Genomic DNA, 25,715 nt, shown 5'->3' on the forward strand with positions numbered 1-25,715 from the left:
GACCGTACCCGAGTTAAACGCCGAACAGCCGGCGGACCTGCTCCGCCAACGCGGCGACTTCCTTGCCCAGCAACCAGTCGAGGGTCAGGTAGACCGCCCCGCAGACCAGCGCGATGAACACCAGGTACAACCACAGCGGCACTTCGTAGCGCAGCATTTGCGACACCTGGTCCGGCAGCGCCCACTGCGGCGCCAGAGCCTTGCGTGGCGGGTGGTGGCGGGCGATGTCCTGGCCCAAGGTATTGGCGATGTAACGCAGTTGGTCTTTCTGTTCGAGGCTGTACTTGCCTTCGAAGCCCAGAGCCAGGCACAGGTGGTACACCTCCAGCACGTCGAGGTTGCGCTTGACGTCGGTGCGCAGGGCTTCGAGCTTGTCGAAGAAACCCTGGCCGGCCAGATGCACGCCGAAATACTGGAACTGCAGCGGGTTGATCTCTATCTGGTTGCGGATTTCACTGGGGCCAGCGTTCAGCACGCTTTCGTCGAGGAAGGCGCACAGCGCGTACTGCACGTCCTTGACCTGCTCGACGCTGTAGTTGGCACGGCGGGCATCGCGCTCCAGGGCCGGGAAGAACTCGTCGACGCCGGCACGCAGGCGCTGCACGTCGACCACCTTGTTGCCGCGGCGGATCATCAGCGCCATGGTCAGGAAGTCCTTGACCATGGCCTTGAGGGTGGAAGGTTGTTCGACGGCGGTCACGCCGCCTGGCATTACGGCAACAGTCATTTGAGCACCGCCATCAGTTCGAGCTTGAGGTTCTTGAAGGCACTAGGGACGTAGAAGGCGATGGCGTGGGCGCTCATCATGCGTTCATACACCCGTCCGTGGGGTTCGATCGCGAAGTACTGGTTGTCCAGGCGCACCGGGATCGCATTGGGCGTGCGCACGCAGTGGTTGAGCGTGGCCCCCGGCATGGCGGTGTTGACGACCACTTCGATGTCTTCCGGCGAGCCGACCTTGAAGGCCCGCGGTACCAGCTCCAGCACCTGGGCACCGGGCATGTCGGCGTGCACCGAGATGTAGAAGTCGGCGTCGACCAGGCGCGGGTCGTTGAGGCGGCCGACGTAGTAGGACGAACGGGTCTGGTCCAGCGGAATCGGGATGTACTGGTTCGGCACCACGCTGTTGAGCAGCTCGCGCACCAGGCGGTCGAGTTTGAGCAGCGAAGCGGCCGGATCCTGATGGTCGTAGGCCGGGATATCGTCCAGGCGTGCATTGAGTGAGAAGGTCAGCAGGCTGCCGGCCAGCTCGGCGAGGAAGCGATAAAGCTGCTCCGGGTGCAGGCGCGGGTGTTGCAGCAGGTGCGCAAGGCCCGGATAGGCACGGTTAACGGTGTACAGCAGCCAGAACAGGCTGACGTCGCTGGAGCCGAACTCGGCGATCTGGTCGGCGCGTTCGCGGCGGCGCCCGGACAAGGTCTCGCTCTTGCTCTGCAGCAGCGCCAACAAGCGCTGGGCGATGGTCAGCAGGGTTTCGTGGGCGCCCAGGTGCAAGGCCGGGTGGACGAACTGGCTGTCGACGCTGAACGCGTTGACGTTATTGCGCTGCAGGTGCAGCAGCGGGCAGTAGCTGTAACCATCCAGTGCATCGCCATCGACCAGCAGCACCACGTTCAGGCGCAGGCTGGTGATTTCGTTCTCCAGGTCGCCTTCGTTGAGGTCGGGCAGCGTGGCGAAGGCTTTGCGGTAGCGGCGCGCACCTTTGCGCTCGGCGCCTTCTTCCAGGTAGTTGGCACTGTATGGCTCTGCCAGCTTGAGTGCGGCATACACCTTCAGTCCGGAGCCCTGCAACACCTCCTTGAGGTCACGCGCAGCAGGCAGCGGGTCATGCTGTGGGGCGTCGAACACCGAGCCATCAGGGAACACCATGTGCAGGCGGTTGAGTTGCAGCACGCCACTACTCAGTGCCTGTTCATCGACTTCGAGCGCCTGCACCCCCCAGTGGAAGGGGGACGAGCGTAAGGTCGCCTGGGCCAGCTGGTGCTGGTGGAACTCGTCTTGATACTGGAAGTGCTGGGGCAGGAGGAACATGCCCTCCGACCACATCACGCGGCTCTTGTTGCTCATTGGATACCTTCCAGTGCTGAGTCGAACACATTGGTCATGGCTTTCTTGGCCGATTGCTCGGCGGCATCGCCAGCGGCCTGCTGGGCAGCGTCCAACGCCTTGGCCTGCAGTTGCTGGGTGACGGTCGGCTCTGTTTCCAGCGGCTGCGCAGGCTGCAAGGTGGCGATGGCTTGCTGGGCCGGGAGCTGGAGTACATCCTGGCCACGCTCGGCGGTGATCTGGTTGAGGTCGAGCAACACTCGCCCGCCCTCGGACGAGAAGAAGATGCCGTCCTTGCGGAAGGCGTCGGCATTGAAGGCCATCTTCCAGCGCCCGCCGCTTTCGTCGCGGAAGAACGCGGCCACGGCGACATACCGTGCCTGCTTGGCCAGCGGCCACTGTTGGACGCTGCCGATACCTGGCAGCACCACGGTTTCGCGGGTATCCAGCACGGTCTCGCCCAGCGCTTGCTCAGGGTGGTCGAGAAGGGTGTCGGCATTGCTGGTGATGAAGCGATCAAGGCTGGTCAGCTGGTAGACGCGCGCCACCACCGACAGCGGTGTGCCGGCCACGTCCGGGTTCAGCTGATTGCCGCCGTCGATGATCAGGACGACTTTTTCGTCGCTGCTGAACAGCATGTCGCCTGCCCAGGTGTCGTCGACGCGCTTGCCGACGCGGTCAGTGATGCCGCAGGCACAAAGCGCCGAAGCCATGATCAGTACACCCAGTAACCTGCCCATTGTCCTGCTCCTGAAATCTTGTTCTTGCAGCGCCCGGGTGCCCCGGGGCGCTGCTGAGGGTCCTTGCGTCAACGGCCGCACCTTCACGCCAGGCTGTAGGCGAAGCCGCCGGCTTCATCCAGGTCGATGCGCAGGCTGTTGATCGGCTGATCTTCGGCCATGCGTGCCAGTACCTGTTCGGCCAGCTCCGGCATGAGGCTGCCCGAGAGGATGTTGTCGATGTTGCGCGCCCCGCTGTCGACCTCGGTGCAACGCGCGGCAATCGCCGGCACCAGCGCCGGGCTGAAGTGCAACTGGGCCTGGTGATTACGCTCGAAACGCTGACGGATGCGTTCCAGCTTGAGGCCGACGATGCGCTCGAGGATGGCGTCCTGCACCGGGTAATAGGGGACGATGCTCAGGCGGCCGAGGAAGGCCGGCTTGAACACGCCGTTGAGCTGGTCACGCAGGTCGTCGACCAGCTGTGCCGGTGCCGGTACCTGTTCGGCACCCAGGCAGGTGCGCATGATGTGATCGGTGCCGACGTTGGAAGTAAGGATGATCACGGTGTTGCGGAAGTTGATCTCGCGCCCTTCGCCATCGTCCAGCACGCCTTTGTCGAACACCTGGAAGAACAGTTCGAGTACGTCCGGGTGGGCTTTTTCCACCTCGTCGAGCAGCACCACGCTGTAAGGCTTGCGCCGTACCGCTTCGGTCAGCACGCCACCTTCGCCGTAGCCGACATAGCCGGGGGGCGAGCCCTTGAGGCTGGAGACGGTGTGCGCTTCCTGGTATTCGGACATGTTGATGGTGATGACATTACGCTCGCCACCGTACAGGGTGTCGGCCAGGGCCAGCGCGGTCTCGGTCTTGCCGACCCCGCTGGGGCCAAGCAGCAGGAACACGCCGATCGGCTTGTTCGGGTCTTCCATGCGCGCCCGGGAAATCTTGATGCGCTTGCCGATCTCGTGCAGGGCATGGTCCTGGCCCAGCACGCGCTCGGCCATCAGCGCTGGCAGACGCTGCACGGTGTCGATCTCGTCGCGCAGCATTTTGCCCAGGGGAATGCCAGTCCAGCCGGAAATCACTTCACCGATGGTGGCACCATCGACCAGGGCATGGACCAGCGGTTCCTCACCCTGGACATCGGCCAGTTGCACCCGCAGTTCGGCCAAGGCCGCGCGGTGGTCGCTGTCACTGGCCTCGCTCAAGGCATGGATCTGCTTGACCAGTTCCAGCTCGCGCTGCCACTGCTGCTCCAGGCTCTGCTGGCGTTGGCCAGCCTGTTCGACCTGTTCGTGCAGTTGCGCGAGGCGGCGCTGGTGGTCGCTGCCCTTGCTTTGTTCCTGTTCCAGCAGGTCGATCTCGGTGCGCAGGTTGTCGACCAGACGCAGGCAGTCTTCAAGGCGGCCGGGCTGCGAGGTCTGGCCCAGGGCAACCCGGGCGCAGGCCGTGTCGAGCACGCTGACGGCTTTGTCCGGCAGCTGCCGACCGGTGATGTAGCGACTGGACAGGCGTACGGCCTGGACCAGCGCATCGTCCATCACCGCTACCCGGTGGTGGCTCTGCATCTTTTCCAGCAGGCCACGCAGCATGTAGATGGCCTGGTCTTCCTCAGGTTCTTCGACCTTGACCACCTGGAAGCGACGGGCTAGGGCGGCGTCTTTTTCGAAGTACTTCTTGTACTCGGCCCAGGTAGTGGCAGCGATGGTGCGCAGCTCGCCACGTGCCAGTGCCGGCTTGAGCAGGTTGGCGGCATCGTTTTGCCCAGCCTGGCCACCGGAGCCGATCAGGGTATGGGCTTCGTCGATGAACAGGATGATCGGGTGCACGCTGCGCTTGGTTTCCTCGATCACCGATTTGAGACGGTTCTCGAACTCGCCCTTGATGCCGGCACCGGCTTGCAGCAAGCCCAGGTCGAGGGTATGGATGGCAACGCCCTTGAGCGGCTCCGGCACCTCGCCCTGGGCGATGCGCAACGCCAGGCCTTCGACCACGGCTGTTTTGCCGACCCCGGCTTCGCCGGTGAGGATCGGGTTGTTCTGCCGGCGGCGGGTGAGGATGTCGACCATTTGCCGAACCTCGAACTCACGCCCCAGTACCGGGTCGATCCGGCCTTCGCGGGCATTGCGAGTCAGGTCGACGGTGTACTGGTCCAGCGCTGGCGTCTTGCCCGCGCCACGCAGTGGGGCAGGGCCGCTGGCGTCGGCTGGCAAAGCCGTGGCCTGCTGGGATTCGCCACTGGCGCTGGTCAAGGCCTGGAGGTTGGCGCGCAGGTCGTCGACGTTGATCTTGTCCAGCTCTGCCGCGCTGGCCAGCAGCAGGCGACGCAGGTCAGCGTCATCGAGCAGGGCCAGCAGCAGGTAGCCACTGCGAATCTGGCTGGTGCCGTATTCGATCGAGGCCAGCACCCAGGCGCGCTCGATCAGCTGGGTGATGTGCGGCGACAACGCCGGGGTGCGGGTATTGCCGGTCTTGAAGCCCTGCAGGGCGTCGGCCAGCTGTGATTGCAACCGCTCGACTACTACATCGTAGTGGCGCAGCACGGGCAGCAGGTCGTTGTCATCGCCTTCGAGCAGTTGCAGCAGCATGTGCTCGATGTCCACTTCGTAGTGACGCTCGGCCAGGCACAGCGCGGCTGCGCTTTCCGTGGCGCCGCGGCAGGTGTCGTTGAGCTTGGCAAACAGTGACTTAAGGTTCACAGCGAGACCCCATCAAAAGGAATACTAAAAATGCCGCAGCGCGCAGGTTCGACCTGGCTGCCAGGGCGCTTCAGCCAGCCCAGCCAGCCGAGAGCCACACCGCCTTCACGTCCCAGGCGGGCGACCGGCACAGCCTCGGGCTTGAGTTTTGGTGCCAGTTCGAAGTCCAGGCTGGGGCCGAGGTAGAAGCGCACCAGCTCCACCAGCTTGTGGTAGTCCTCGGTGCCGGGCTGAAAGCGCTGGTAGTCAGCCAGCTCCAGCGGGCCGATTTCGATCCGCACGCACGACTGGTAGTCCCACACGCGGTTGCCAATCACGCTGCTCTGCCCCAGTTGGGCGTTCTGCCGCCCCAGGCGCGTGCATTGCTCAGGTTCGAGTTTCAGCCAGCGCCCGGCAAACGGGCGCAGGGTGAAGGGCAGGGCGAAATAGAAGCTGAGCATGGCCTGCAGGTTCTGCGGGTTGCGCGGACGCTGGCTGAACAAGCCGGCGAAGTAGCTGAACAGTTCGTGGCGCAGGCCCGAATCTTTGCTAGTGAACTTGCGCTGACGCGCCTGCTCGCCAAAGCCCACCATGCTCAGCAGGTAGCGCTCGAAGTCCGAACTGCCTTTGCGTTCGTGCTCGATGTGAAACTTGTACTTCTGCCAGGCCTGGTAGAACTGCGCGACCATGCGGTGGGAGAACAGGTCCATGAACGCGTGCGCGGCATCGTCGCGGTGCTGGACGTGGCGATTGATCAGCAGCTCGGTATACGGCCGTGGCAGCACCCCGGAAGGGCCGACCAGGCCCATGAAGGTGACCTGCACCTCGGACAATGGTTGATCGTTTGCGTTGGTGCGTTCGGCGCGCTCAAATTTCAGCTCGCTCACTTCGCTGACCGGGAACGCCAGCGACAGCTGCGAACGAAAGCGCAGCGGATCGTCATGCGGCCGGGTTTCCGGGTCGATACGTCCCGCTCTGCTGTAGTGCAGGCGCAGCAGCCGCACCAGTTGGAAGAATTCGAACCGGTAGGGCTGGGCACGCGCCTGGTCGATCAAACCAGTGGCTGATCGCCGGTTCTGGGTGGCCATTTTACGATACTCTTTTCCCGCTGGCGGGTTCGTAGGGTCAGTTGGGTAAAGCTGTTGACGGTGCAGTACTGGCCGAAAAAATGGTCCAGAATCTTGCCGAACAGGAACACGCCGCTGCCGATGTACTGGCTCTCGTCGAGCTCCAGGGTGATGCCCACGCCGCGAACGAAGTTTGGCCGTGGGTGGCCGATGCGGGCGACGACCGGTTCGCTCTTGATCGACAGGATGCCGCCGATCTGTTTGCGCACAGCCAACCCGCGCCGGTAGTTGTAGAGGCTGAGCATTTCCTGCAGCACTTCCTTGCCCTGCGCCACCATTGACATATGGTTCAGCGACAGGTGCGAGATCAGCCGCCAGATCAGGCCGTCACCCAGTGGTACGCGCGCGGTGGCAGTGGGTTTGCGCAACAGGCGGATGGTGTCGACCACGCTGTCCTGGTCGAGGCTCAGGTCACTCTGGCTGCCGCCATAGCTGAGCAGTTGCGGCAGGTCGCGGTTGCTGCAGGTGAGGGCAATGCTGAGGGTATCGCTGCTGCTGTCGATCAGGTCCAGTTCCCGGTCAACCACGCGGATCACCATGTCCGTGCCGCTCTGGCTGCCGCGTCGTGATGGCTGGCGGCGGCCGATCCAGTAGCAGGCATCCGGGCCGAGCTCGCCACGTGGCTCGAAGAACGGGCTGCACTCGCTGACCTTGTCGCGGCCACCGAGCTTGCGTACGCGTTGCACACGGTCGATTGACACCACTTCGGCGTTGCCCTGCAGGCGCACATCCGGGGTGACCGGGTATTCATGCTGGGTATGGGTCAGCTTGATCGGTTCGGCCTGCTGCTTGAACAGGTTGATGATCGGTGTGCAGCCGAGTTTGAAGTTGTGCCGCCCCAGGTTCTGCGCCAGGCGTACCAGGCGCTCGCCGAGTTCGAAGTGGGAGAAGTAGAAATTCAGCTCGATGGCCTGGACGTCACGACCTGCCAGGCCTCGCTTGAGCCCGCCAATGTCGAAGAACATGAACTTGTCGGGGAAGGTGAAGTAATCGTGCAGCAATCGGTACCCGGCAAACGAACGCGCCGAATAATCCACCAGGCCGTCATCCTGTTCGAAACCGACGGCCTGCAAGGCATCGGCCGGCAGGCCGATCTCCCGACGCTGGCCGTTTTCGTTGAAGCTGACGGTGGCCTTGGCCAGGTTGTTGAACAGCAGCTCGTAGAGCTGCAGCATCAGCGTGCTTTCACCGTCGAGGAAGAAACGCAGCGCGTGGATGTCGAGCTGGCCGAAGTGCAGGTCGGTGGTGGCGACCAGGCCGATTTTCAGGTGCGCCACGAGGTCGGCACTGTGGCCGTTGAATACCGAACGTTCAAGTTCGCTGAACGAGGCGTCCTGCACCGCCACGGGCCACAGTTGCACCGGGTAGCAGGTGCGGAATCGGCAGGCAACGCCCTCGACACTGCGTGAGGCGACTTCGGTATGGCGGGCGATATCGTATCGAGCCGCCAAAGGCGAACGGTTGCCGGCAGAAAACTCGGCAATCGACAGCGTCGGGGTCGGGCGCAGGTAATGCGGGTACAGCACCTCGAGGAAGGCTTCGACGATTTCCGGAAACTCGTCATCGAGTTTCTTGTGGATGCGCGCGGAAAGGAACGAAAACGCTTCGATCAGGCGTTCGGTATGGGGGTCTTCGCAGTTGTCCCCCTCGATCAGCAGGCGCGAGGCAATTTTCGGGTACTCGCGGGCAAACTCCTGGCCGAGATAGCGCAGGTGCGAGAGTTCCTTTTCGTAGTAGGGCAGCAGATCGTCGAGCATCAGTTGAGGTTCTGCACTTTGTATTCTTGGGTATTGATCTGCAGTACGGCGTCGAACGAAACCTGGCGTGTGGCGTCCTGCAGATGCAGCACGGCATCGACCCGGAAGGTCAGCATGCGGTGGCCTACTTGCTGGGTCATCAGTTGAACGCGTACGGCACGAAAGCGCTTGTCGCCGACGGTGATGGCACGCTCCAGTTGGGCCTGGATCAGGCGCCGGTCCTCGGGGTTGAGCACGCCCTTGCTGGTGAAGTCGGGCATGCCGTATTCGAGGATGGTGCCGGCCAGATGCGCATGGCCACCGAGGCGCTCGGCGACCATGCACTGACGGGTGTTGACCAGCACTTCCAAGTCGCGGATCAGGCTTGCCTTGTAATCGGCCAGGGAGCACAGCCGCCTGGAAACCGCCTCGCTTGCCTGATGAGGGGTGTCATCAAGCAAACGATCCAACAGTGTTGGCACTAATTGATAGTTACGGCTCATGGGTGAATGGCGCCTTCCTGGCTTGCGTTCGATCAGCTACGGGTGGATTGCGGCAGCTCGGCGACCAAGCGCAACGAGGCGGTCAGTTCGTCGAGCTGGTAGTGCGGGCGCAGGAACGCCACGGCCTTGTAGGCACCTGGCTTGCCCGGCACTTCGACCACTTCGACGCTGGCTTCACGCAGAGGGAACTTGGCCTTGGCCTCCTGGCTGGCGGTGTCGTCGAGCAGCACGTAGTCGGCCAGCCATTCGTTCAGGAACGACTCGACGTCCTTGCGCGAGGCGAAGCTGCCGATCTTGTCGCGCATGATCGCCTTCATGTAGTGGGCGATGCGCGAAGTGGCGAAGATGTACTGCAACTGCGCCGACAGGCGTGCGTTGGCATTGGCGATGTCGGTGTTGTACTGCTTCTGCTTCTGGGTCGACTGGGTGCCGAAGAACGCGGCGTAGTCGGTGCCTTTGCAGTGGACCAGGGGAATGAAGCCCAGGTCGGACAGCTCTTTCTCGCGGCGGTCGGTGATGGCGATTTCAGTTGGGCACTTGAGTGCGATCTCACCGTCGTCGGTCTTGAAGGTGTGGGTCGGCAGGCCTTCTACCAGGCCGCCGCCTTCCACGCCACGGATCGCCACGCACCAGCCGTAGCGGGAGAAGGCGTCGGTCACGCGGGTGCCCAGGGCGTAGGCGGCGTTCATCCACAGGTATTTGTTGTGGTCGCGGCCATCGACGCTCTCGACGAAGTTGAACTCGTCAACGGGCACCGTATCCGGGCCGTAGGGCAAGCGACCGAGCACGTGCGGCAGGGTCAGGCCGACATAGCGCGAGTCTTCGGACGCGCGGAACGACTTCCACTTGGCGTATTCGACGGTGTCGAAGATTTTTGCAAGGTCGCGTGGGCCGGACATGTCGGTGAACGAGTCCCAGCCGAACAGCTCGGGCGATGCCGCAGAAATGAACGGTGCGTGGGCGGCGGCGGCGACGTGGGAGATTTCTTCGAGCAGGTACATGTCTTCGGGGCTGCGAGTGAACTCGTAGTCACCCACCAGCATACCGAACGGCGCGCCACCGAAGGTGCCGTACTCTTCTTCGTAGATTTTCTTGAACAGCGCGCTCTGGTCGAATTCGGAAGCGGCCTTGAGGTCGCGGACCAGGTCTTTTTTCGAGGCGTTGAGCAACTGGATCTTCAGCGTGGTGCTGGTTTCAGTCTGGTCGACCTGGTATTTCAGGCCGCGCCAGGAGGCTTCCAACTGCTGGAATTCGCTGGCATGCATGATCTCGTTCATTTGCTCGGAGAGCATGGCATCGATTTCGGCGATACGCGCATCGAGTACCGCGATCAGGTCCTTGCTGGGGCAGTTCGCCCTCTAGTACCTGGCCGACCAGTTCGCCGATCAGGTCACGGGTACGGCTGCGCTCGGTTTCCGAGCGGGCCACGCGGCTTTCGGAAATGATGCTGTCGAGCAGGGAGGCCTGGGGCGCGAAGTTTTCGACTTCGACCAAGTCGGATTCCTGCTGGGGCAATGCTTGCTTATCGGTCATCGTCTGGCTCCTGCTTACTCTTTGCCTTCGTTGGCAGGTACGGCGGCTTCGCGTCCGAATTCCTTGCCCAGGGTTTTCAGCTTCTCGGTGTTCTGCAGCACGTCCATCAGCAGCTCTTCGAGCTTGTCGTTGCCGCCCATCTTGTTGCGCAGGTCAGCCAGCTTGTTGCGCACTTCCAGCAGCTTGCGCAGCGGTTCGACCTGCTTGACCACGTTCTGTGGCTCGAAGTCTTCGAGGCTGTTGAAGTTCAGCTCGACGCCCAGCTGGGTGCCGTTCTTGGCCAGGGTGTTGTCGACGCGGTAGGTCAGGCGTGGCTTGATGCCCTTGAGCACGCCGTTGAAGTTGTCGCGGTCGATGAACACGAACTTGCGGTCCTTGAGCTTGGGCAGCGGCTCCAGCGGGTTGCCCGAGAAGTCGCCCAGCACGCCGACGACGAAGGGCAGCTCCTTTTTCTCGATGGCATCACCGATGTCCACGTCGTAGGTGATATGGACCCGAGGCGCGCGAACGCGGTCGAGTTTGTGCTGGGTGCTTTCCTTCTTCGCCATCGTGTTCTCCAGTGCGAGCAATTCGCTGCGAATCATTGCGCGGCCCGCCAGTGGGCCCTGCGCGTTACAGTCCTTCGATCGTCAGCAGCAGGCGCTGACGGATGTCGTCGTTCATTTCCAGGATGTTGTCGCGCCCCACCAGCTCTTCGAAGCTGGTGTTGCCGGCAATCTGCGTGCTGCTACGGATGACCGAATCGTCGGGAAGTTCCGAGCGCACCGGTGAGCTGATGACGCAGAACGGCAGGTCGCCAAAGCCCTTCAGGCGCTCGAAGCTCAGCCCGTAGCGCAGGCCTTCGAACAGCCGGCCCAGGCCTGGCGACTTGCTCAGGCAGTAGAACAGCACCAGGTAGTGCACCACGAAGCGGTACAGCTCGGCGCTGCTGCGATTGGGGTCTTTGATGACGTTGCGAAACTGCGCCAGGTCGAACGCTCGGAAGCCCACCACCCAGCGCGTCGGGCTGGTGATGCGGATGACCTGGCCGCTCTGTTCGAGGACCTTGTCGTATTCCAGCGGGAACAGTTCGGGGGTAGTGCTGATCAGGTTCAGCGGCACTTCCAGCTCGCTGACCAGCTGGAACGGCGCGGCCGAGCCAATGCGCTCGTAGAGTTCGATCAACGACTGGAAATGGCCCTGGGTTTCGCGCCCGCTGCTGCGCTGGGCGCCTTGCAGGTATTCGCCAAACAGGGTTTGCGGACGGATCAGCGGTGCCACGGTGGCAAGGTAATCTGCCGCCTGCGCCTTCAGCGCATCGGAGATCGCCCGCGTCTGGCTACGCAGCTTGATCAGTGCTTCGACATCGAATGTCTGTGTCATTGGTACATCGTCCATGAGCCTGCTTGATCGTCCTGAAATGCCAATGGCGTGGACCTGAAAATCGCGCCTCTCGGCTGCGGCAAATTTGAGTGCTGGCACATGAATATCGTGTTGCCAGCAATGCCGAGTAGGGCACCCCGCTGCGGAAGAAGTTCCGGCGAGGGGTGCGATTTTTTCCCTGTTTTGTGATGCGGCGCAATGATGGCGCCATGCTATTGGCGGTCGGTTTCGAGCGCGGGAAATGGGGCTTTGCCCCCTAAAGTCAGGGGGCTGAAGTGCTAAGAGATCGATAAAAATTGGCGTAAAAATTCTTTTTAAAAAAGTGAAACGTGTCTCATTTTTTTGCGTAGAGCCGGTGGCATTTGTCTGCCATCGCGGCGCGTTTCAATGATGGCAATGCGACGGAATATGCCGCACCAAAGCGGTTTCGTGAGGGTTGTCAGAGCGGCTTTGCGCCCACCATGCGACCCTCGATTGCCCACTCCCACAATCACCCGAGCAAGGCATGCAATTCATCGCCTTCGGGCAGCAGTTCACCTATGACGACGGTGACCGGAAGTGGTATTGGCAAGCAGCTGCGCGTGACGTCAGCGACACGGAGCGCGACGACCTGCACCGCCAGGTGTACCGTACTCAAGACAAAGTTGCAGCATCGCCAAGTGGCCGCTGAAAAATGTCTTGTATGGCACGGGCTTCGCCTGTGTTCGCGGGGCAAGCCCGTTCCACAAGGATCGCGCCAGCCCTTGGGGAGTGAGGAAAGGCAGCCACTGGCCGACCTGTTCCACTACGCGGAACCACATTCGTTTGTACTCCCTCGCCACTCGCGCTTATCTGTCGCCAAGCACGACCTGCCTTTCCCGTCGTGATCTCAAAGCGAACAACAAGAACGGGACCCACCCGCGCGAGGAGATTCCCCATGCAGCAACACCAGCACATCCTGGCCTGGCTCAACGACGTGGCCAGCGACCTGCACGCCATCCGCCATGATATCCACGCCCACCCGGAACTCGGTTTCGAAGAAAGCCGCACCTCGGCCCTGGTCGCCTCGCTGCTGCAGCAGTGGGGCTACGAGGTGCACACCGGCATCGGCAAGACCGGCGTGGTGGGGGTGCTGCGCAACGGCAGCAGCCCGCGCAAGCTGGGCCTGCGTGCCGACATGGATGCGTTGCCGATCCATGAGGCCACCGGCGCCGCCTACAGCAGCCGTCACCAGGGCTGCATGCACGCCTGCGGCCATGACGGCCACACCACCATGCTGCTCGGTGCGGCGCGCTACCTGGCGGCGACGCGGCAGTTCGATGGCACGCTGACGCTGATTTTCCAGCCGGCCGAGGAGGGCCAGGGCGGGGCCGAGGCGATGCTTGCCGATGGGCTGCTGGAGCGCTTCCCTTGTGATGCACTGTTCGGCATGCACAACATGCCGGGGCTACCGGCAGGGCACCTGGGCTTCCGCGAGGGGCCGATGATGGCCTCGCAGGACCTGCTCACCGTCACCCTCGAGGGTGTCGGCGGGCATGGTTCGATGCCGCACCTGACGGTCGACCCGCTGGTGGCGGCGGCCAGTGTGGTGATGGCGCTGCAGACGGTGGTGGCGCGCAACATCGATGCCCAGGAGGCGGCGGTGGTGACGGTCGGCGCGCTGCAGGCGGGCGAGGCGGCCAACGTGATTCCGCAGCAGGCGCTGCTGCGCCTGAGCCTGCGGGCGCTGGATGCCCAGGTGCGGGCGCAGACCCTGGAGCGGGTGCGGGCGATCATCGTCAGCCAGGCCGAGAGCTTTGGCTGCAAGGCCAGTATCGAGCACCGGCCGGCGTACCCGGTGCTGGTCAACCACGCCGCGGAGAACGCCTTTGCCCAGCAGGTCGGCGAAGCGCTGCTGGGCGTCGACAAGGTCGATGGCAACACCCGCAAGCTGATGGGCAGCGAGGACTTCGCCTGGATGCTGCAGCGCTGCCCCGGCGCCTACCTGTTCATCGGTAACGGGGTGCAGCGGCCGATGGTGCACAACCCGGCCTATGACTTCAACGACGACATCCTGCTGACCGGCGCCGCCTACTGGGGCGCGCTGACCGAGAGCTGGCTCAAGCCAGCCTGATGGACCCTGTATTGACGACTGCCGCTGGAACCCGGGTGCGGCTGCGCCTGGGTGATCACTTGAACAGAAGATGGAGTGTTCCGCATGCAGATTTCCAATACAGGCGCGTCGCGTACCCGGCAAGTGGTGGCGGCGGTCATCGGCAATGCGCTGGAGTGGTATGACTTTATCGTGTACGGCTTTCTGGCGAGCATCATCGCCCGCCAGTTCTTCCCCTCGGACGACGAATACAGCTCGCTGTTGATGGCCCTGGCCACCTTCGGCGTGGGCTTTTTCATGCGCCCGGTGGGTGGGGTGCTGTTGGGTGTGTATTCCGACCGCAAGGGGCGCAAGGCAGCGATGCAGTTGATCATCCGCCTGATGACGGTGTCGATCGCCATGATCGCTTTCGCCCCCAGCTACCTCGCCATCGGCATGGGCGCGCCGCTGCTGATCGTGGTCGCGCGCATGCTGCAGGGTTTTGCCACCGGTGGTGAGTACGCCAGTGCCACGGCGTTCCTGGTGGAGAGCGCGCCGGCCAACCGCAAGGGCCTGTATGGCTCGTGGCAGTTGGTGGGGCAGTGCCTGGCGGTGTTCTCCGGGGCGGCGATGGTCGCGCTGGTTACCCACCTGTGCACGCCCGAGGCACTGGACAGCTGGGGCTGGCGGATCCCGTTCGTGCTCGGGCTGCTGATCGGCCCGGTGGGGCTGTGGATTCGCAAGCACATGGAAGAGCCCGAGGAGTTTCTGGAGGCACGCAAGCAGGCCAAGGGCCAGGCGCCGAGCCTGGGCCAAGTGCTGCGTGAGCACCGCCGCGCCCTGCTGGTGTCGATGGGTCTGGCCTGTGGCGCGACGGTGTCGTTCTACGTGGTGCTGGTGAACATGCCGACCTTCGCCCACAAGAACCTTGGCTTGCCGCTGGACCAGGTGCTGCTGGTGCAGATGCTCGCCGTGGGCCTGATGACCGTGGTGATTCCGCTGTCCGGCGCGCTGTCGGACCGGCTCGGCCGGCGGCCAGTGCTGATGGCCTTTACCCTGGCGTTCTTCGTCATGGTCTACCCGCTGTATGTGTGGGTGGCCGCGGCGCCATCGATCGAGCGCCTGCTGGTGATGCAGCTGCTGCTGTGTACGGCCATCGGCGGTTTCTTCGGCCCGGCGCCGACCGCGCTGGCCGAGCAGTTCCCGGTCGAGGTACGTTCCACCGGAGTGTCGGTGGCCTACAACGTGGCGGTGATGGTGTTCGGCGGCTTCGCGCCGTTGATCGTCACCTGGCTGAGCAAGGTGCTCGGCACCCCGGTGGCACCGTCGTTCTACGTGCTGTTCGCCTGCCTGCTGACCCTGCTCGGCACTTATTGCCTGAAAGAAGCACCGCGCGCCGGCAAGGCCGTCGCCTACAACCTTGGAGTGAAACCGTGAACGCGTTAGCTATCGACCCGATCGTCGCCCTCGACGCCGAGGCCCTGTCCCGGGCCATTCATGCCCGCCAGGTGGCGTGCCGCGAGGTGATGCAGGCTTACCTGGGCCATATCGAGCGCTGCAACCCGCAGGTCAATGCGCTGGTGTCGCTGCGCGCCGGTGAAGATCTGCTGGCCGAGGCCGATGCCTGCGACCGCGAACTGGCGCGTGGCCAGTCCCGTGGCTGGATGCACGGCATGCCCCAGGCGATCAAGGACCTGGCCGCCACCGCCGGGCTGCGCACCACCCTGGGCTCGCCGCTGTTCGCCGAGCAGGTGCCGGCACACGACGCCATCAGCGTGGCGCGAGTGCGGGCCAGTGGGGCGATCATCGTTGGCAAGAGCAACGTGCCGGAGTTCGGCCTGGGCTCGCAGAGCTACAACACTCTGTTCGGCACCACCACCAATGCCTACGACTCCAACCGCGTGGCCGGTGGCAGCAGCGGTGGCGCGGCGGCAGCGCTGGCCATGCGCCTGCTGCCGGTCGCCGATGGCAGTGACATGATGGGTTCGCTGCGTAACCCGGCGGCGTTCAACAACGTGTTCGGCCTGCGCCCGTCGCTGGGGCGGGTGCCCTATGGGCCGACGCCGGAGCTGTTCATGCAGCAGCTGGCCACCGAGGGGCCGATGGGGCGCAGCGTCACCGATGTCGCCCGTTTGCTGACCGTGCAGGCCGGGCATGATCCGCGGGTGCCGTTGTCGCTCAATGACGGCGGGCGTGATTTCGCGGCTGGGCTGCAGCGTGACTTCAAGGGCGCGCGCATCGGCTGGCTTGGTGATTACGACGGCTACCTGCCGATGGAAGACGGCGTGTTGGGCCTGTGCGAATCGGCCCTGGCCGATTTCGCCGAGCTCGGCTGTGAAGTCGAGGCCTGTCAACCCGCGTTCGATCAGGCCCGGTTGTGGCAATGCTGGCTGACCCACCGCCACTTCCTGGTGCACGGCAACCTGGCGGCGGCTTATGCCGACCCGGGCAAGCGGGCGCTGCTCAAGCCTGAGGCGCAATGGGAAGTGGAGCGCGGCTTGCAGCTCAGCGCCGCCGCTGTCTATCAGGCATCAGTGGACCGTAGCGCGTGGTACCAAGCATTGAACAGGCTGTTCGAGCGTTACGATTTCCTGCTGTTGCCCTCGGCCCAGGTGTTCCCTTTCGACGCAGCCGAGGCGTGGCCGAAGGTAGTTGGGGGGCGGACCATGGACACCTACCACCGCTGGATGGAAGTGGTGATCGGGCCGACCCTGGCCGGCCTGCCGAGCATGAGCGTGCCGGTCGGTTTCAATGCCGCCGGGTTGCCCACGGGCCTGCAGATCATAGGCCCGGCCCAGGCCGACCATGCCGTGCTGCAGCTGGCCTACGCCCATGAACAGCTGACCCGCTGGGTGGAACGGCGCCCGCCGCCGAGCCTGTTGGCACGCTGAAAGGCCTGGCCCGGCCCGTATCTTGCTGGGCATGATGACCATCCACGCACAGACAGGGAGGTCGGAGACATGGGCACAGCGACAGACAGCGGTGGCGTGCGTTCGGTAGAGCGCGCGCTGGCCATCGTCGAACTGCTTGGCGAACACCAGGCCTTGGGGTTGGAGGAGCTGCATTACCTCACCGGCCTGCCCAAGGCCACGGCCTCGCGCATGCTTGCCACCTTGCAGGAGCAGGGCTGGGTTTACCGTGGCCTGAGCGACCGGCGTTACCGCCTGTGCGCCCGCCGCCTGTTCGGCGACCGCCAACAGCGTTTCAAGCGCCAGCTGGTGGAAAGCGCCGCGCCGCTGCTGCTGGAGCTGAGCGAGCGCACCGGGCTGGTAGTCGACCTGTCGTGCTTCGACGGTGAGCGGCTGGAGGTGATGGAAAGCGCGATTCCGCAGGTGTTGCGCAAGCGTTACCCGAGCAACTGCCAGATCGTCGGGCAGCATGCCAGCCTGTTCCATTCAGCGATGGGCCGGGCGTGCCTGAAGGAGCTGGCGGTGGACGAGGTGCGGCGCCTGGCTGGGCATGAGCGGGTGGGCGGTGAACAGCTGCTGCGTGACCTGGAAGGGGATGCGCACAAGGGCTTCGGGCAGCGCACCGAAGGCTATTGGGAGTACCCGGTGCGCTTGCCGTTCCTGATCCGGGCGATTGCCTTGCCGGTGCGGGTGCAGGGGCAGCTGGCCGGGAGCATTGCCTTGCACTGGCCGCTGGATCAGGCGCCGGTGGAGCGGGTGTTGAGCCTGCACCTGAATAGCTTGGCGGCGACTGTGGGTGAAGTGCAGCATGCTTTGGTGGGTTAGGGGTGTTTGGCGATAGCATTTGGGTGGGCTCGATCTCCCAGGCGCTATAGAATTCAAGGCATGCACCCCGGAAATTACCTCCCGAAAGGTAACCCCATGCTGGTCATCGAGCACCTGCACAAATCCTTCCCCACCGCCCAGGGTCCACTCCAGGTCCTGCGCGGCGTCGACCTGTCCCTCTCCCGCGGCAGCAGTCTCGCTCTGATGGGCGAATCCGGCAGCGGCAAAAGCACCTTGCTGCATCTGGTCGCTGGCCTCGACCGTGCCGACAGCGGTCGCATCCTCATCGACGGCGAACCCTTGCACGGCCATGGCGAATCCGCCCTGGCCCGCTGGCGTCGGGAGGGCATTGGCCTGGTGTTCCAACAATACAACCTGATCAGCAGCCTCGACGTGGCCGCCAACCTGGCCTTCCAGGCGCGCCTGGCCAAGCGCCACGACCCGCAATGGCTGGCCTACCTGGCCGAGCGCCTGGGCTTGGCGGCATTGCTGGACCGCTATCCAGAGCAGTTGTCGGGCGGCCAGCAGCAGCGGGTCGCCATCGGCCGGGCACTGGCCAGCCGGCCGGCGCTGTTGCTTGCCGACGAACCCACCGGCAGCCTCGACGAAGCCAGCAGCGACGAGGTGCTGGCCTTGCTCCTGCAACTGGTCGGCGAAGCCGGCAGCAGCGTGCTGATGGTGACCCACAGCCCGCGCCTGGCCGCCTGCCTGCAGCACTGCTGTGTGCTGCACCAGGGCCGGGTGCAAGGATGATGAGCCACCTGCTGATCGCGCTGCAGGCGCTGGGTAGCCATTGGTTGCGCCATCGCTTGCAGTGCCTCAGCATCTTCACTGGCCTGTGGCTGGCCACTGCCCTGTGGACCGGTGTGCAGGCCCTCAACGCCCAGGCGCGCAGCGACTATGCCCAGGCCAGCGCCGTGCTGAGCGGGGCGGCGCACCGGCAGATCGTTGCCCGCGATGGGCAGCGTTTCGACCAGGCGCTTTACGTGCAACTGCGCAGGCAGGGCTGGCAGGTGACGCCAGTGCTGGAGGGGCGTTTGCGCCTGGCAGGCGAGCCAGCCGTGTCCGTCAGGCTGATCGGCATCGAGCCGCTGAGCCTGCTGCCGGGCATGGCCGTCGCCGGTGCCGAGCCGGCGAGCTTCGACTTGCAGGCCTTCATCGGCACACCCGGGCAAGCCTGGGTCGGGCCGGATACCTTGCGCCAGCTGGCGGGCAGGCTGCGCACGGCCGATGGCCTGGCGTTGCCGCCGCTGATCCTTAATGAACAGTTGGCGCCCGGCGTGATGCTGGTCGACATCGGCGTGGCCCAGGCTTTGCTGGAGGCGCCAGGTCAGGTTTCACGGCTGATCAGCGACACCGACCAGCTTCTGCCGCCAGTCTTCGCCGAACGTTTGCAGGTACAGCCAGCGGAAGATGACACTGACCTGCAACGCCTGACCGCGAGCTTTCATCTCAACCTGACGGCCCTCGGCCTGCTGGCCTTCGTGGTCGGGTTGTTCATCGCCCATGCGGCGATCGGCCTGGCGCTGGAGCAACGACGGGGCCTGATGCGCACCTTGCGTGCTTGTGGTGTCAGCCTGAGGGTGTTGCTGGCGGCCCTGGCCCTGGAGCTTGGGCTGTTCGCCGTGGTGGGTGGCCTGGCAGGTGTGGCAGCGGGCTATCTGCTGGCAGCACTGTTGCTGCCCGATTTCGCTTCCAGTCTGCGCGGCCTGTATGGCGCCCAGGTCTCCGGGCACCTGCACTTGCCGCTGTACTGGTGGCTGGCGGGCATTGCCGTGAGCCTGCTCGGCGCCTTGCAGGCGGGCATCGACAGCTTGTTGCGCGCAGCGCGGTTGCCCTTGCTGGCACTGGCTCAACCTCAGGCCTGGCGCCTGGCCCAGGTGCCCTGGCTGAAGCGCCAGGCCCTGGCCGCGGCAGGGTTGGCGCTGATTGCCCTGGGCTGCGGCGCTTTCGGCAACAGCCTGCCCAGTGCGTTTACCCTGCTTGCCGCACTGTTGCTGGCGGCAGCCTTGTTGTTGCCGGGCGCGCTGGCCCTGTTGCTCGCTGGCCTGGCGCGGCATACCCGACGGCCGCTGGCGCAGTGGTTCGTCGCCGACAGCCGCCAGCAATTGCCGGCGCTGAGCCTGGCGCTGATGGCATTGCTGCTGGCATTGGCCGCCAGCGTCGGCGTGGGCGGCATGACCGAAGGTTTCCGCCGTACCTTCGTCGGCTGGCTTGACCAGCGACTGGCCGCGGACCTGTATGTCACGCCCCGCGACAGCACTCAGGCGCTGCAGATCTTTCAGCAGCTGCAGCATGACCCAGGTATCAACGCCGTGTTGCCAAGCTGGCGAGTGGAATGGCGCCTGCAACAGTGGCCGGTGCAGGTGCAAGGCGTGATCGATCATCCGTTCTACCGCAGCCACTGGCCACTGCTGGAGCAGGCGCCGGACGCCTGGGAACAATTGGCCAAAGGGCAGGGTGCCCTGCTTAGCGAGCAATTGGCGCGGCGCCTTGGCGTTGGGATCGGAGATGAAGTGCAGCTGCCGGGCGACCCGCCACAGGGCATGCGAGTGGTGGGCACTCACGCCGACTATGGCAACCCGAAAGGGCATGTGCTGGTCAATGCCGACTGGCTGCGCCAGCATGCGGCGACGGCCAGCCTGAGTAGCCTTAGCCTGTTGATCCGGCCCGGGCAGATAGCGTCGGTCAAGGGCAGCTTGCAGCAGCGCTTCGGCCTGGACGAAGCGCAAGTGGTCGAGCAGGCAAGCCTGAAAGCCTGGTCGACGCAGATATTCAGCCGTACCTTCGCCGTCACCGCAGCCCTGAACAGCCTTACCCTTGGCGTCGCTGGGGTGGCGCTTTTCATCAGTCAGCTGACCCTGGGCCAGCAGCGCCTGGGGCAACTGGCACCGTTGTGGGCACTGGGCGTTCCGCGCCGCTGGCTGGCCTGGCTGAGCCTGGGCCAGACGCTGATGCTCAGCGGTTTCACCGTACTGCTGGCGATCCCCCTCGGGCTGCTGCTGGCCTGGTGCCTGGTGGCAGTGGTGAACGTGCAGGCATTCGGCTGGCGGCTGCCCTGGCATGTGTTTGCCGGCCAGCTCGCGCAACTGGCCGCGCTCGGCGTGCTGACCAGCCTGCTGGCCAGTGCCTGGCCGTTGTGGCAATTGGCGCGGCGCCAGCCAGGCGACCTGTTGCGGCGGTTCGCCGATGAAGGTTGAAACCTGGCTGTTGCTGGCCTGCCTGCTGCTGGCCGGGTGTGACGCGCCTGCGCCGCCGGCCAGGAGTTATGCCGGCCTCGGTGCCGAGGCGGCGGCGTTCCGGCAGGTCACACGCAACACCGCGCTGGTGTTCCCCCGCGACCACGGCGCCCACGACGGCTATCGCATCGAATGGTGGTACGTCACCGCCAACCTGCGCGACGCCCAAGGCCGCGACTGGGGTGTGCAATGGACGCTGTTCCGTTCGGCCCTGCGCCCCGGCCCCGAGACCCAAGGCTGGAGCAGCCCCAACCTGTGGATGGGCCACGCGGCCCTGACTGACCCGAGTGGCCACCAGGTCAGTGAAACACTGGCGCGTGGCGGCATCGACCAGGCCGGCGTCGAAACCGGGCCGTTCCGGGCGTGGATCAATGACTGGTCGCTGCAAGGCGATGACAACATCCACCGTTTGCAGATGCGTGCCAGCGGCCAGGGATTTAGCTATGACCTGACCCTGGCCAGCGAACAGCCGCTGGTGCTGCACGGCGATCACGGTTACAGCGAGAAGTCTGGCAAAGGCCAGGCTTCGTACTATTACAGCCAGCCGTTCTACCAGGTCACCGGCGAGATCGAGCGGGACGGGCAGTGCATCGCGGTGACCGGGCAGGCCTGGCTTGACCGGGAGTGGAGCAGCCAGCCGCTGGCGGCCGGGCAAAGCGGCTGGGACTGGTTTTCGCTGCACCTGGGCAGTGGCGCCAAGCTGATGTTGTTTCAGGTGAGGGAGGACCAGGGGCAGCCGTACCGCGCTGGAACCTGGATTGGCCCTGACGGGCAGGTGCGTGCGTTGCAGGGGGCTGAGGTCGAGCTGATGCCGTTGGCCTGGGCCGACCAGGCCAACGGTAAGCGCGTGCCGACCCGCTGGCGGGTTCAAGTGCCCGCCGTGCAACTGGATGTGCAAGTCGAGGCGGTGCAGACCAAGGCCTGGATGGGCACGCGCTTTCCCTACTGGGAAGGGCCGGTGCGGGTGAGTGGAGGTACGCAAGGGCGGGGGTATCTGGAGATGACGGGGTACTAGCGCAGCAATGTACCGAGGCTGCCCCAGGCAGTACATCAACCAGGTTTGTCCTCGCGAAACGCAGTCGGGCTCACCCCACACTGCTTGCGAAAAAACCGGCTGAAATACCCTACATCGGCAAACCCCAGTTCATGGGCAATCGCCTTCACGCTCGCATCCGAATGCCCCAGCACCCGCTTGGCCTCCAGTACCAGCCGAGCGTTGATCACATTCATCGGGGTCATCCCCAGATGCTCCTGGCACAAGCGCCCCAGCGTCGCCAGGGTCATGCCCAGTTCACTGGCATAGAAGCCCAACGGCCGGTGCTCGCGGTAGTGCCTGTCCACCAGCTCACGAAACCCGGTCAGTTGCTGGCTGCGCCGTGACGCCGGGCGATGCGCCAGGTCAGGCGTCTCCTGGGTATGGCGCAGGGCCTGGATCATCAACGTCAACAATAGCGCCATGCTGCTGGCGACATGCTCGCGGGCACGGTTGTGGTATTCCTCGCGCAAGGCAAGGCACAGCGGCAGCAGCGGGTCTTCCTCGGCGGGCCAAAGGGGCAGGGCGATGACCTGGGGTTTACGGATCGGTGCCAGCAGGTTGGGCGCAAGTACCTGGGCGATGCTCTCCAGCGGTGGCTGGGCAGCGGTAATCACCTGGCCTTCGACCTTGCCAGCCCAGTGGAAACCGTGCACGACCTGCGCCGGTACATACACCACACAAGGCGCGCAAACTTGCACGCGTTCGCTGTCGAACAGCACTTCGCCGCTGCCGCTCTGCAGGTACAGCAGCTGCAGCAGGCCGTCGTGGCGGTGCGCGGCGATTTCCCAGTTGTGTGCGCCGGAGCGCTGGGAGATCTGCTCCACATGCAGGGACTCGTGCCACACCGGCTGCGCGGTTTCGCCGTACAGGGCGTAGTTGGGGATCTTGTTCATATTGTTGTAATTGTTCTGATCGCTACCCGGCCACTGTGCCACAGCCAGACGCAGGCTTCAGGTGGCAGGCACGAAAATGACCGGAATGTGGCGACGCTTGCAGGTTTTGTCCATTCTGCCGGCCGCCCCCTCGGCCCTAGGCTGTTCACCAGATCAAGCGACACTCTGGAGAGCAGCATGCATAACAACAAGATTTCCTCCAACTGGCTGGGCCTGGATTCAGCCGTTTGCGTGGTCACCGGCGCGGCCGGTGGCATCGGTGCGGCGCTGGCCGCTGCGCTGGTCGAGCAACAGGCCCACGTGGTGCTGCTGGACCGTGACTTCGACAAGTGCCGCGAGCTGGCCGCCAGCCTGGCTGAGCACAGTGTTGGTGAAGTCAGCGCACTGGCCTGCGACATCGCCGACCCGGCCAGCGTCGAACAAGCCGCCGCCCAGGTGCAGGCGCTGCATGGGCGCTGCGATGTGCTGGTGAACAATGCCAGCGTGCTGCGCCCGGGGGCGCTGGAGGCGCTGAGCCTGGAGCAGTGGAACCAGGTGCTGGCGGTCAACCTCAGCGGCTACCTGCTGTGCGCGCAAGGCTTCGGTCGCGCGATGCTTGCCCGTGGCCAGGGGCGCATCGTGCATGTGGCCTCGATTGCCGCGCACTACCCGCAGCCCAACAGCGGCGCCTACAGCGCGGCCAAGGCCGGGGTCAGCATGCTGTCGCGGCAGATCGCCGTGGAGTGGGGGCCGCGTGGGGTGCGCAGCAATACCGTGTGCCCGGGGCTGATCCGCACGCCGCTGTCGGCGGCGTTCTATGCCGACCCGCAGGTGGAACGCCAGCGCAGCGCGATGACCGCCAACCAGCGCATCGGCGAGCCGCAGGATATCGCCGACGCCGTGCTGTTCCTCGCCAGCACGCGCGCGGACTACATCAATGGTGCCGAGCTGACCGTGGATGGCGGCCTGGAAAGCATGCCCATGGCCCTGATCCCGCGCCCCGGCTTCGAGGGGGTGAAGGCATGAACACGCGCAGCTGCGATGTGCTGGTGATCGGCGCCGGGGCCGGCGGCCTGGCGACGGCGATCACCGCGAAGAAGCATGGCCTCGACGTGGTGGTGATCGAGAAGGACGACTGCTTCGGCGGCACCACGGCGTTTTCCGGTGGTGTGCTGTGGGTGCCGGGCAACCGGCATGACCCGAACCACAGCCATGACCAGGCGCTGACCTACCTGCGCAACGAAAGCGGTGCCTGTTTCGATGCGGCTGGCGTGGAAGCGTTCTTGCAATACGGGCCGCAGATGGTCGAGTTTTTCGAGCGCGAGACCACGGTCAGGTTCGTCCCCACGCTGTACCCGGACTACCACCCGCAGGTCGGGGGTGGTGTCGATATCGGCCGCTCGATCCTGGCCGCGCCCTACGATATCCGTGGCCTCGGCGCGGACATGGCACGGCTGCGCCCGCCGCTGAAGACCATCACCTTCATCGGCATGATGTTCAATTCGTCGAATGCCGACCTCAAGCACTTCTTCAACGTCACCCGCTCGCTGACCTCGTTCAGCTATGTGGCAAAACGGCTGCTGACCCATTTCAAGGAGCTGCTGCTGTACCGCCGCGGCACCCAGGTCACCAGCGGCAATGCCCTGGCGGCGCGGTTGGTGAAGTCGGCGCTGGACCTTGGCATCCCGATCCTCACCGGCACCCCGGCGCGGCAGCTGCTGCGCGAAGGCGGGCGGGTAAGCGGGGCACTGGCCCAGCAACAGGGGGGCGAGCTGCGCATCGAGGCGCGGCGCGGCGTGGTGCTGGCGTGCGGTGGGTTCTCCCATGACCTGCAGCGCCTGCAACAGGCCTACCCGCATGTGCGCCGTGGCGGCGAACACTTTTCACCGGTGCCGGCCGGCAACACTGGCGACGGCGCACGCATGGCCGAGGCGCTGGGTGGCAAGGTGGATATCCGCCTGCAGGCAGCGGCGGCCTGGATGCCGGTATCCAAGGTACCGATGGCGGGTGGCAAGCTTGTGGCGTTCCCGCACCTGCTCGATCGCTACAAGCCTGGGGTGATCGGGGTACTGCGCTCAGGCCAGCGCTTCACCAATGAATCCAACTCGTATCACGATGTCGGCGCGGCACTGATCGAAGCCTGTGCCGATCAGCCAGAGACCGCCATGTGGCTGGTCTGCGACCGGCGCACCCTGGCCAAGTACGGCCTGGGCTACGCCAAGCCGGCTCCGATGCCACTGGGGCCGCTGTTGCGCAATGGCTACCTGCTCAAGGGCAACACCCTCGGCGAGCTGGCAGCCAAGGCGGGCATCGATGGCCAAGGGCTGGAGCGCACGGTGCGCGAGTACAACCTCGGCGCGGTGCACGGTGAGGATCGGCAATTCGGCCGCGGCAGCACCACGTTCAACCGCTACCTGGCCGACCCGCAACAACAGCCCAACCCTTGCGTGGCGCCGCTGGGCGAGGGGCCGTACTTCGCGGTGAAGGTGGTCATGGGCGACCTGGGCACCTTCGATGGCATCCGCACCAGCGTGGTCGGCGAGGTGCTCGATGGCGAACGGCGCGCCATCAGCGGGCTGTACGCAGTGGGCAATGACCGGGCCAGCATCATGGGCGGCAACTACCCCGGCGCGGGCATCACCCTGGGGCCGATCATGACTTTCGGCTACATCACCGGGCGCCACCTGGCCGGGGTCGAGCAGGGGCTGGCCAGTGCCGACCTGGCACAGGAGGTGGCGTGATGGACAAGGCGATTGTCGACCACCGCATCTACACCATCCGGCCGCGTTGCATGGCGGCGTTTCTCGAAGCCTTCGACCAGTTGGCGATGCCCATTCTGCGCCGGCACCTGGGCACGCCGCTGGGCTTCTACGTGAGCAGCATCGGGCCGCTGAACCAGGTGGTGCACCTGTGGGGCTATGACAGCCTGGAGGATTTCGAGCGGCGCAGTGCTGCGCGCGATGCCGACCCGGATTTTGCCGCGTACCTGCAGGCTACCCGCGATCTGGTGGTGGCGCAGGAGACGCGAATCATCAAGCCGGTGCACCTGCGCAGTTGATGTTGCCCGCTAGCCAGCA

General features: G+C 64.8%; 21 protein-coding genes and 1 pseudogene. 11 read left to right on the top strand and 11 right to left on the bottom strand.

Annotated elements, in window-relative coordinates; genetic code table 11:
• Nucleotides 1–13 precede the first annotated feature (13 nt).
• The 10 genes and pseudogenes from icmH to ACOKS3_RS14145 form a co-directional block, all read right to left on the bottom strand.
• A complete protein-coding gene (gene icmH, locus ACOKS3_RS14100) occupies nt 14–727 on the bottom strand; it encodes a type IVB secretion system protein IcmH/DotU (RefSeq protein ID WP_422763940.1) in 714 nt (237 codons plus the stop codon).
• A complete protein-coding gene (gene tssK / locus ACOKS3_RS14105) occupies nt 724–2,067 on the bottom strand; it encodes a type VI secretion system baseplate subunit TssK (protein WP_422763941.1) in 1,344 nt (447 codons plus the stop codon). Before tssK ends, icmH begins: the two co-directional genes overlap by 4 nt.
• A complete protein-coding gene (gene tssJ, locus ACOKS3_RS14110; RefSeq protein ID WP_422763942.1) occupies nt 2,064–2,786 on the bottom strand; it encodes a type VI secretion system lipoprotein TssJ in 723 nt (240 codons plus the stop codon). The genes tssK and tssJ overlap by 4 nt, the downstream gene beginning before the upstream one ends.
• Before the next feature lie 83 nt (nt 2,787–2,869).
• Nucleotides 2,870–5,467, bottom strand: coding sequence for a type VI secretion system ATPase TssH (gene tssH, locus ACOKS3_RS14115; protein ID WP_422763944.1), 2,598 nt, complete (start codon nt 5,465–5,467; stop codon nt 2,870–2,872).
• Nucleotides 5,464–6,534 (bottom strand): type VI secretion system baseplate subunit TssG, encoded by a 1,071-nt coding sequence (gene tssG, locus ACOKS3_RS14120; RefSeq protein WP_422763945.1) that lies wholly within the window; start codon nt 6,532–6,534, stop codon nt 5,464–5,466. Before tssG ends, tssH begins: the two co-directional genes overlap by 4 nt.
• Nucleotides 6,498–8,330 carry a type VI secretion system baseplate subunit TssF gene (gene tssF, locus ACOKS3_RS14125; RefSeq protein ID WP_422763947.1) on the bottom strand — a complete coding sequence of 611 codons (1,833 nt, stop codon included), beginning with the start codon at nt 8,328–8,330 and terminating at the stop codon, nt 6,498–6,500. The genes tssG and tssF overlap by 37 nt, the downstream gene beginning before the upstream one ends.
• Nucleotides 8,330–8,812 carry a type VI secretion system baseplate subunit TssE gene (gene tssE / locus ACOKS3_RS14130; protein ID WP_422763948.1) on the bottom strand — a complete coding sequence of 161 codons (483 nt, stop codon included), beginning with the start codon at nt 8,810–8,812 and terminating at the stop codon, nt 8,330–8,332. Before tssE ends, tssF begins: the two co-directional genes overlap by 1 nt.
• 32 nt (nt 8,813–8,844) lie before the next feature.
• Nucleotides 8,845–10,345 (bottom strand): annotated as a pseudogene (gene tssC / locus ACOKS3_RS14135) (type VI secretion system contractile sheath large subunit).
• A gap of 14 nt (nt 10,346–10,359) precedes the next feature.
• Complete coding sequence (gene tssB / locus ACOKS3_RS14140; RefSeq protein ID WP_422763949.1) at nt 10,360–10,893, bottom strand: type VI secretion system contractile sheath small subunit; 534 nt, start codon at nt 10,891–10,893, stop codon at nt 10,360–10,362.
• A 64-nt stretch (nt 10,894–10,957) separates the two neighbouring features.
• Complete coding sequence (locus ACOKS3_RS14145; RefSeq protein ID WP_422763950.1) at nt 10,958–11,707, bottom strand: hypothetical protein; 750 nt, start codon at nt 11,705–11,707, stop codon at nt 10,958–10,960.
• Nucleotides 11,708–12,212: 505 nt separating this feature from the next.
• Between ACOKS3_RS14145 and ACOKS3_RS14150 the strand changes: the two genes are divergently transcribed.
• The 8 genes from ACOKS3_RS14150 to ACOKS3_RS14185 all read left to right on the top strand — a co-directional run bounded on the left by ACOKS3_RS14150 (nt 12,213) and on the right by ACOKS3_RS14185 (nt 21,745).
• Entirely contained in the window at nt 12,213–12,377 is a 165-nt protein-coding gene (locus tag ACOKS3_RS14150) for a hypothetical protein (RefSeq protein WP_422763951.1), read from the top strand.
• 246 nt (nt 12,378–12,623) lie between these two features.
• Nucleotides 12,624–13,799, top strand: coding sequence for a M20 aminoacylase family protein (locus ACOKS3_RS14155; RefSeq protein WP_422763952.1), 1,176 nt, complete (start codon nt 12,624–12,626; stop codon nt 13,797–13,799).
• A gap of 84 nt (nt 13,800–13,883) precedes the next feature.
• The gene (locus ACOKS3_RS14160; RefSeq protein ID WP_422763953.1) at nt 13,884–15,194 is read left to right on the top strand and encodes a citrate-proton symporter; all 1,311 of its coding nucleotides are present in this window, start codon (nt 13,884–13,886) and stop codon (nt 15,192–15,194) included.
• Nucleotides 15,191–16,648, top strand: a complete 1,458-nt coding sequence (locus ACOKS3_RS14165; RefSeq protein ID WP_422763954.1) for an amidase — start codon at nt 15,191–15,193, stop codon at nt 16,646–16,648. Before ACOKS3_RS14160 ends, ACOKS3_RS14165 begins: the two co-directional genes overlap by 4 nt.
• Before the next feature lie 69 nt (nt 16,649–16,717).
• On the top strand, nt 16,718–17,491 hold the full coding sequence (locus tag ACOKS3_RS14170) for an IclR family transcriptional regulator (RefSeq protein ID WP_422763955.1): 774 nt from the start codon (nt 16,718–16,720) through the stop codon (nt 17,489–17,491).
• Nucleotides 17,492–17,587: 96 nt separating this feature from the next.
• On the top strand, nt 17,588–18,244 hold the full coding sequence (locus ACOKS3_RS14175) for an ABC transporter ATP-binding protein (RefSeq protein ID WP_422763956.1): 657 nt from the start codon (nt 17,588–17,590) through the stop codon (nt 18,242–18,244).
• Entirely contained in the window at nt 18,244–20,691 is a 2,448-nt protein-coding gene (locus ACOKS3_RS14180; RefSeq protein ID WP_422763957.1) for an ABC transporter permease, read from the top strand. The genes ACOKS3_RS14175 and ACOKS3_RS14180 overlap by 1 nt, the downstream gene beginning before the upstream one ends.
• Entirely contained in the window at nt 20,681–21,745 is a 1,065-nt protein-coding gene (locus tag ACOKS3_RS14185; protein WP_422763958.1) for a lipocalin-like domain-containing protein, read from the top strand. Before ACOKS3_RS14180 ends, ACOKS3_RS14185 begins: the two co-directional genes overlap by 11 nt.
• A 35-nt stretch (nt 21,746–21,780) precedes the next feature.
• On the opposite strand, the gene ACOKS3_RS14190 is transcribed toward ACOKS3_RS14185, so the two are convergent.
• Nucleotides 21,781–22,659: a helix-turn-helix domain-containing protein gene (locus ACOKS3_RS14190; protein WP_422763959.1), complete on the bottom strand. Its 879-nt coding sequence runs from the start codon at nt 22,657–22,659 to the stop codon at nt 21,781–21,783.
• A 177-nt stretch (nt 22,660–22,836) separates the two neighbouring features.
• Between ACOKS3_RS14190 and ACOKS3_RS14195 the strand changes: the two genes are divergently transcribed.
• From ACOKS3_RS14195 to ACOKS3_RS14205, 3 genes are read left to right on the top strand one after another with little or no spacing between them, the layout of a single operon-like run.
• Nucleotides 22,837–23,664: an SDR family NAD(P)-dependent oxidoreductase gene (locus ACOKS3_RS14195; RefSeq protein ID WP_422763960.1), complete on the top strand. Its 828-nt coding sequence runs from the start codon at nt 22,837–22,839 to the stop codon at nt 23,662–23,664.
• On the top strand, nt 23,661–25,379 hold the full coding sequence (locus ACOKS3_RS14200) for an FAD-dependent oxidoreductase (protein ID WP_422763961.1): 1,719 nt from the start codon (nt 23,661–23,663) through the stop codon (nt 25,377–25,379). The genes ACOKS3_RS14195 and ACOKS3_RS14200 overlap by 4 nt, the downstream gene beginning before the upstream one ends.
• Nucleotides 25,379–25,696, top strand: coding sequence for an NIPSNAP family protein (locus ACOKS3_RS14205; protein ID WP_422763962.1), 318 nt, complete (start codon nt 25,379–25,381; stop codon nt 25,694–25,696). Before ACOKS3_RS14200 ends, ACOKS3_RS14205 begins: the two co-directional genes overlap by 1 nt.
• The last annotated feature ends 19 nt before the right edge of the window (nt 25,697–25,715 follow it).

The sequence above is a fragment of the Pseudomonas sp. HS6-2 genome (assembly GCF_049325675.2).
In the GTDB taxonomy this organism is placed as follows: domain Bacteria; phylum Pseudomonadota; class Gammaproteobacteria; order Pseudomonadales; family Pseudomonadaceae; genus Aquipseudomonas; species Aquipseudomonas putida_N.

Excerpts from the sequence above, each read along its gene's own strand:
- icmH (WP_422763940.1), bottom strand. The coding sequence starts at position 727 with ATGACTGTTGCCGTAATGCCAGGCGGCGTGACCGCCGTCGAACAACCT.
- tssK (WP_422763941.1), bottom strand. The coding sequence starts at position 2,067 with ATGAGCAACAAGAGCCGCGTGATGTGGTCGGAGGGCATGTTCCTCCTG.
- tssJ (WP_422763942.1), bottom strand. The coding sequence starts at position 2,786 with ATGGGCAGGTTACTGGGTGTACTGATCATGGCTTCGGCGCTTTGTGCC.
- tssG (WP_422763945.1), bottom strand. The coding sequence starts at position 6,534 with ATGGCCACCCAGAACCGGCGATCAGCCACTGGTTTGATCGACCAGGCG.
- tssF (WP_422763947.1), bottom strand. The coding sequence starts at position 8,330 with ATGCTCGACGATCTGCTGCCCTACTACGAAAAGGAACTCTCGCACCTG.
- tssE (WP_422763948.1), bottom strand. The coding sequence starts at position 8,812 with ATGAGCCGTAACTATCAATTAGTGCCAACACTGTTGGATCGTTTGCTT.
- tssB (WP_422763949.1), bottom strand. The coding sequence starts at position 10,893 with ATGGCGAAGAAGGAAAGCACCCAGCACAAACTCGACCGCGTTCGCGCG.
- ACOKS3_RS14145 (WP_422763950.1), bottom strand. The coding sequence starts at position 11,707 with ATGACACAGACATTCGATGTCGAAGCACTGATCAAGCTGCGTAGCCAG.
- ACOKS3_RS14150 (WP_422763951.1), top strand. The coding sequence starts at position 12,213 with ATGCAATTCATCGCCTTCGGGCAGCAGTTCACCTATGACGACGGTGAC.
- ACOKS3_RS14155 (WP_422763952.1), top strand. The coding sequence starts at position 12,624 with ATGCAGCAACACCAGCACATCCTGGCCTGGCTCAACGACGTGGCCAGC.
- ACOKS3_RS14160 (WP_422763953.1), top strand. The coding sequence starts at position 13,884 with ATGCAGATTTCCAATACAGGCGCGTCGCGTACCCGGCAAGTGGTGGCG.
- ACOKS3_RS14170 (WP_422763955.1), top strand. The coding sequence starts at position 16,718 with ATGGGCACAGCGACAGACAGCGGTGGCGTGCGTTCGGTAGAGCGCGCG.
- ACOKS3_RS14175 (WP_422763956.1), top strand. The coding sequence starts at position 17,588 with ATGCTGGTCATCGAGCACCTGCACAAATCCTTCCCCACCGCCCAGGGT.
- ACOKS3_RS14180 (WP_422763957.1), top strand. The coding sequence starts at position 18,244 with ATGAGCCACCTGCTGATCGCGCTGCAGGCGCTGGGTAGCCATTGGTTG.
- ACOKS3_RS14185 (WP_422763958.1), top strand. The coding sequence starts at position 20,681 with ATGAAGGTTGAAACCTGGCTGTTGCTGGCCTGCCTGCTGCTGGCCGGG.
- ACOKS3_RS14190 (WP_422763959.1), bottom strand. The coding sequence starts at position 22,659 with ATGAACAAGATCCCCAACTACGCCCTGTACGGCGAAACCGCGCAGCCG.
- ACOKS3_RS14195 (WP_422763960.1), top strand. The coding sequence starts at position 22,837 with ATGCATAACAACAAGATTTCCTCCAACTGGCTGGGCCTGGATTCAGCC.
- ACOKS3_RS14200 (WP_422763961.1), top strand. The coding sequence starts at position 23,661 with ATGAACACGCGCAGCTGCGATGTGCTGGTGATCGGCGCCGGGGCCGGC.
- ACOKS3_RS14205 (WP_422763962.1), top strand. The coding sequence starts at position 25,379 with ATGGACAAGGCGATTGTCGACCACCGCATCTACACCATCCGGCCGCGT.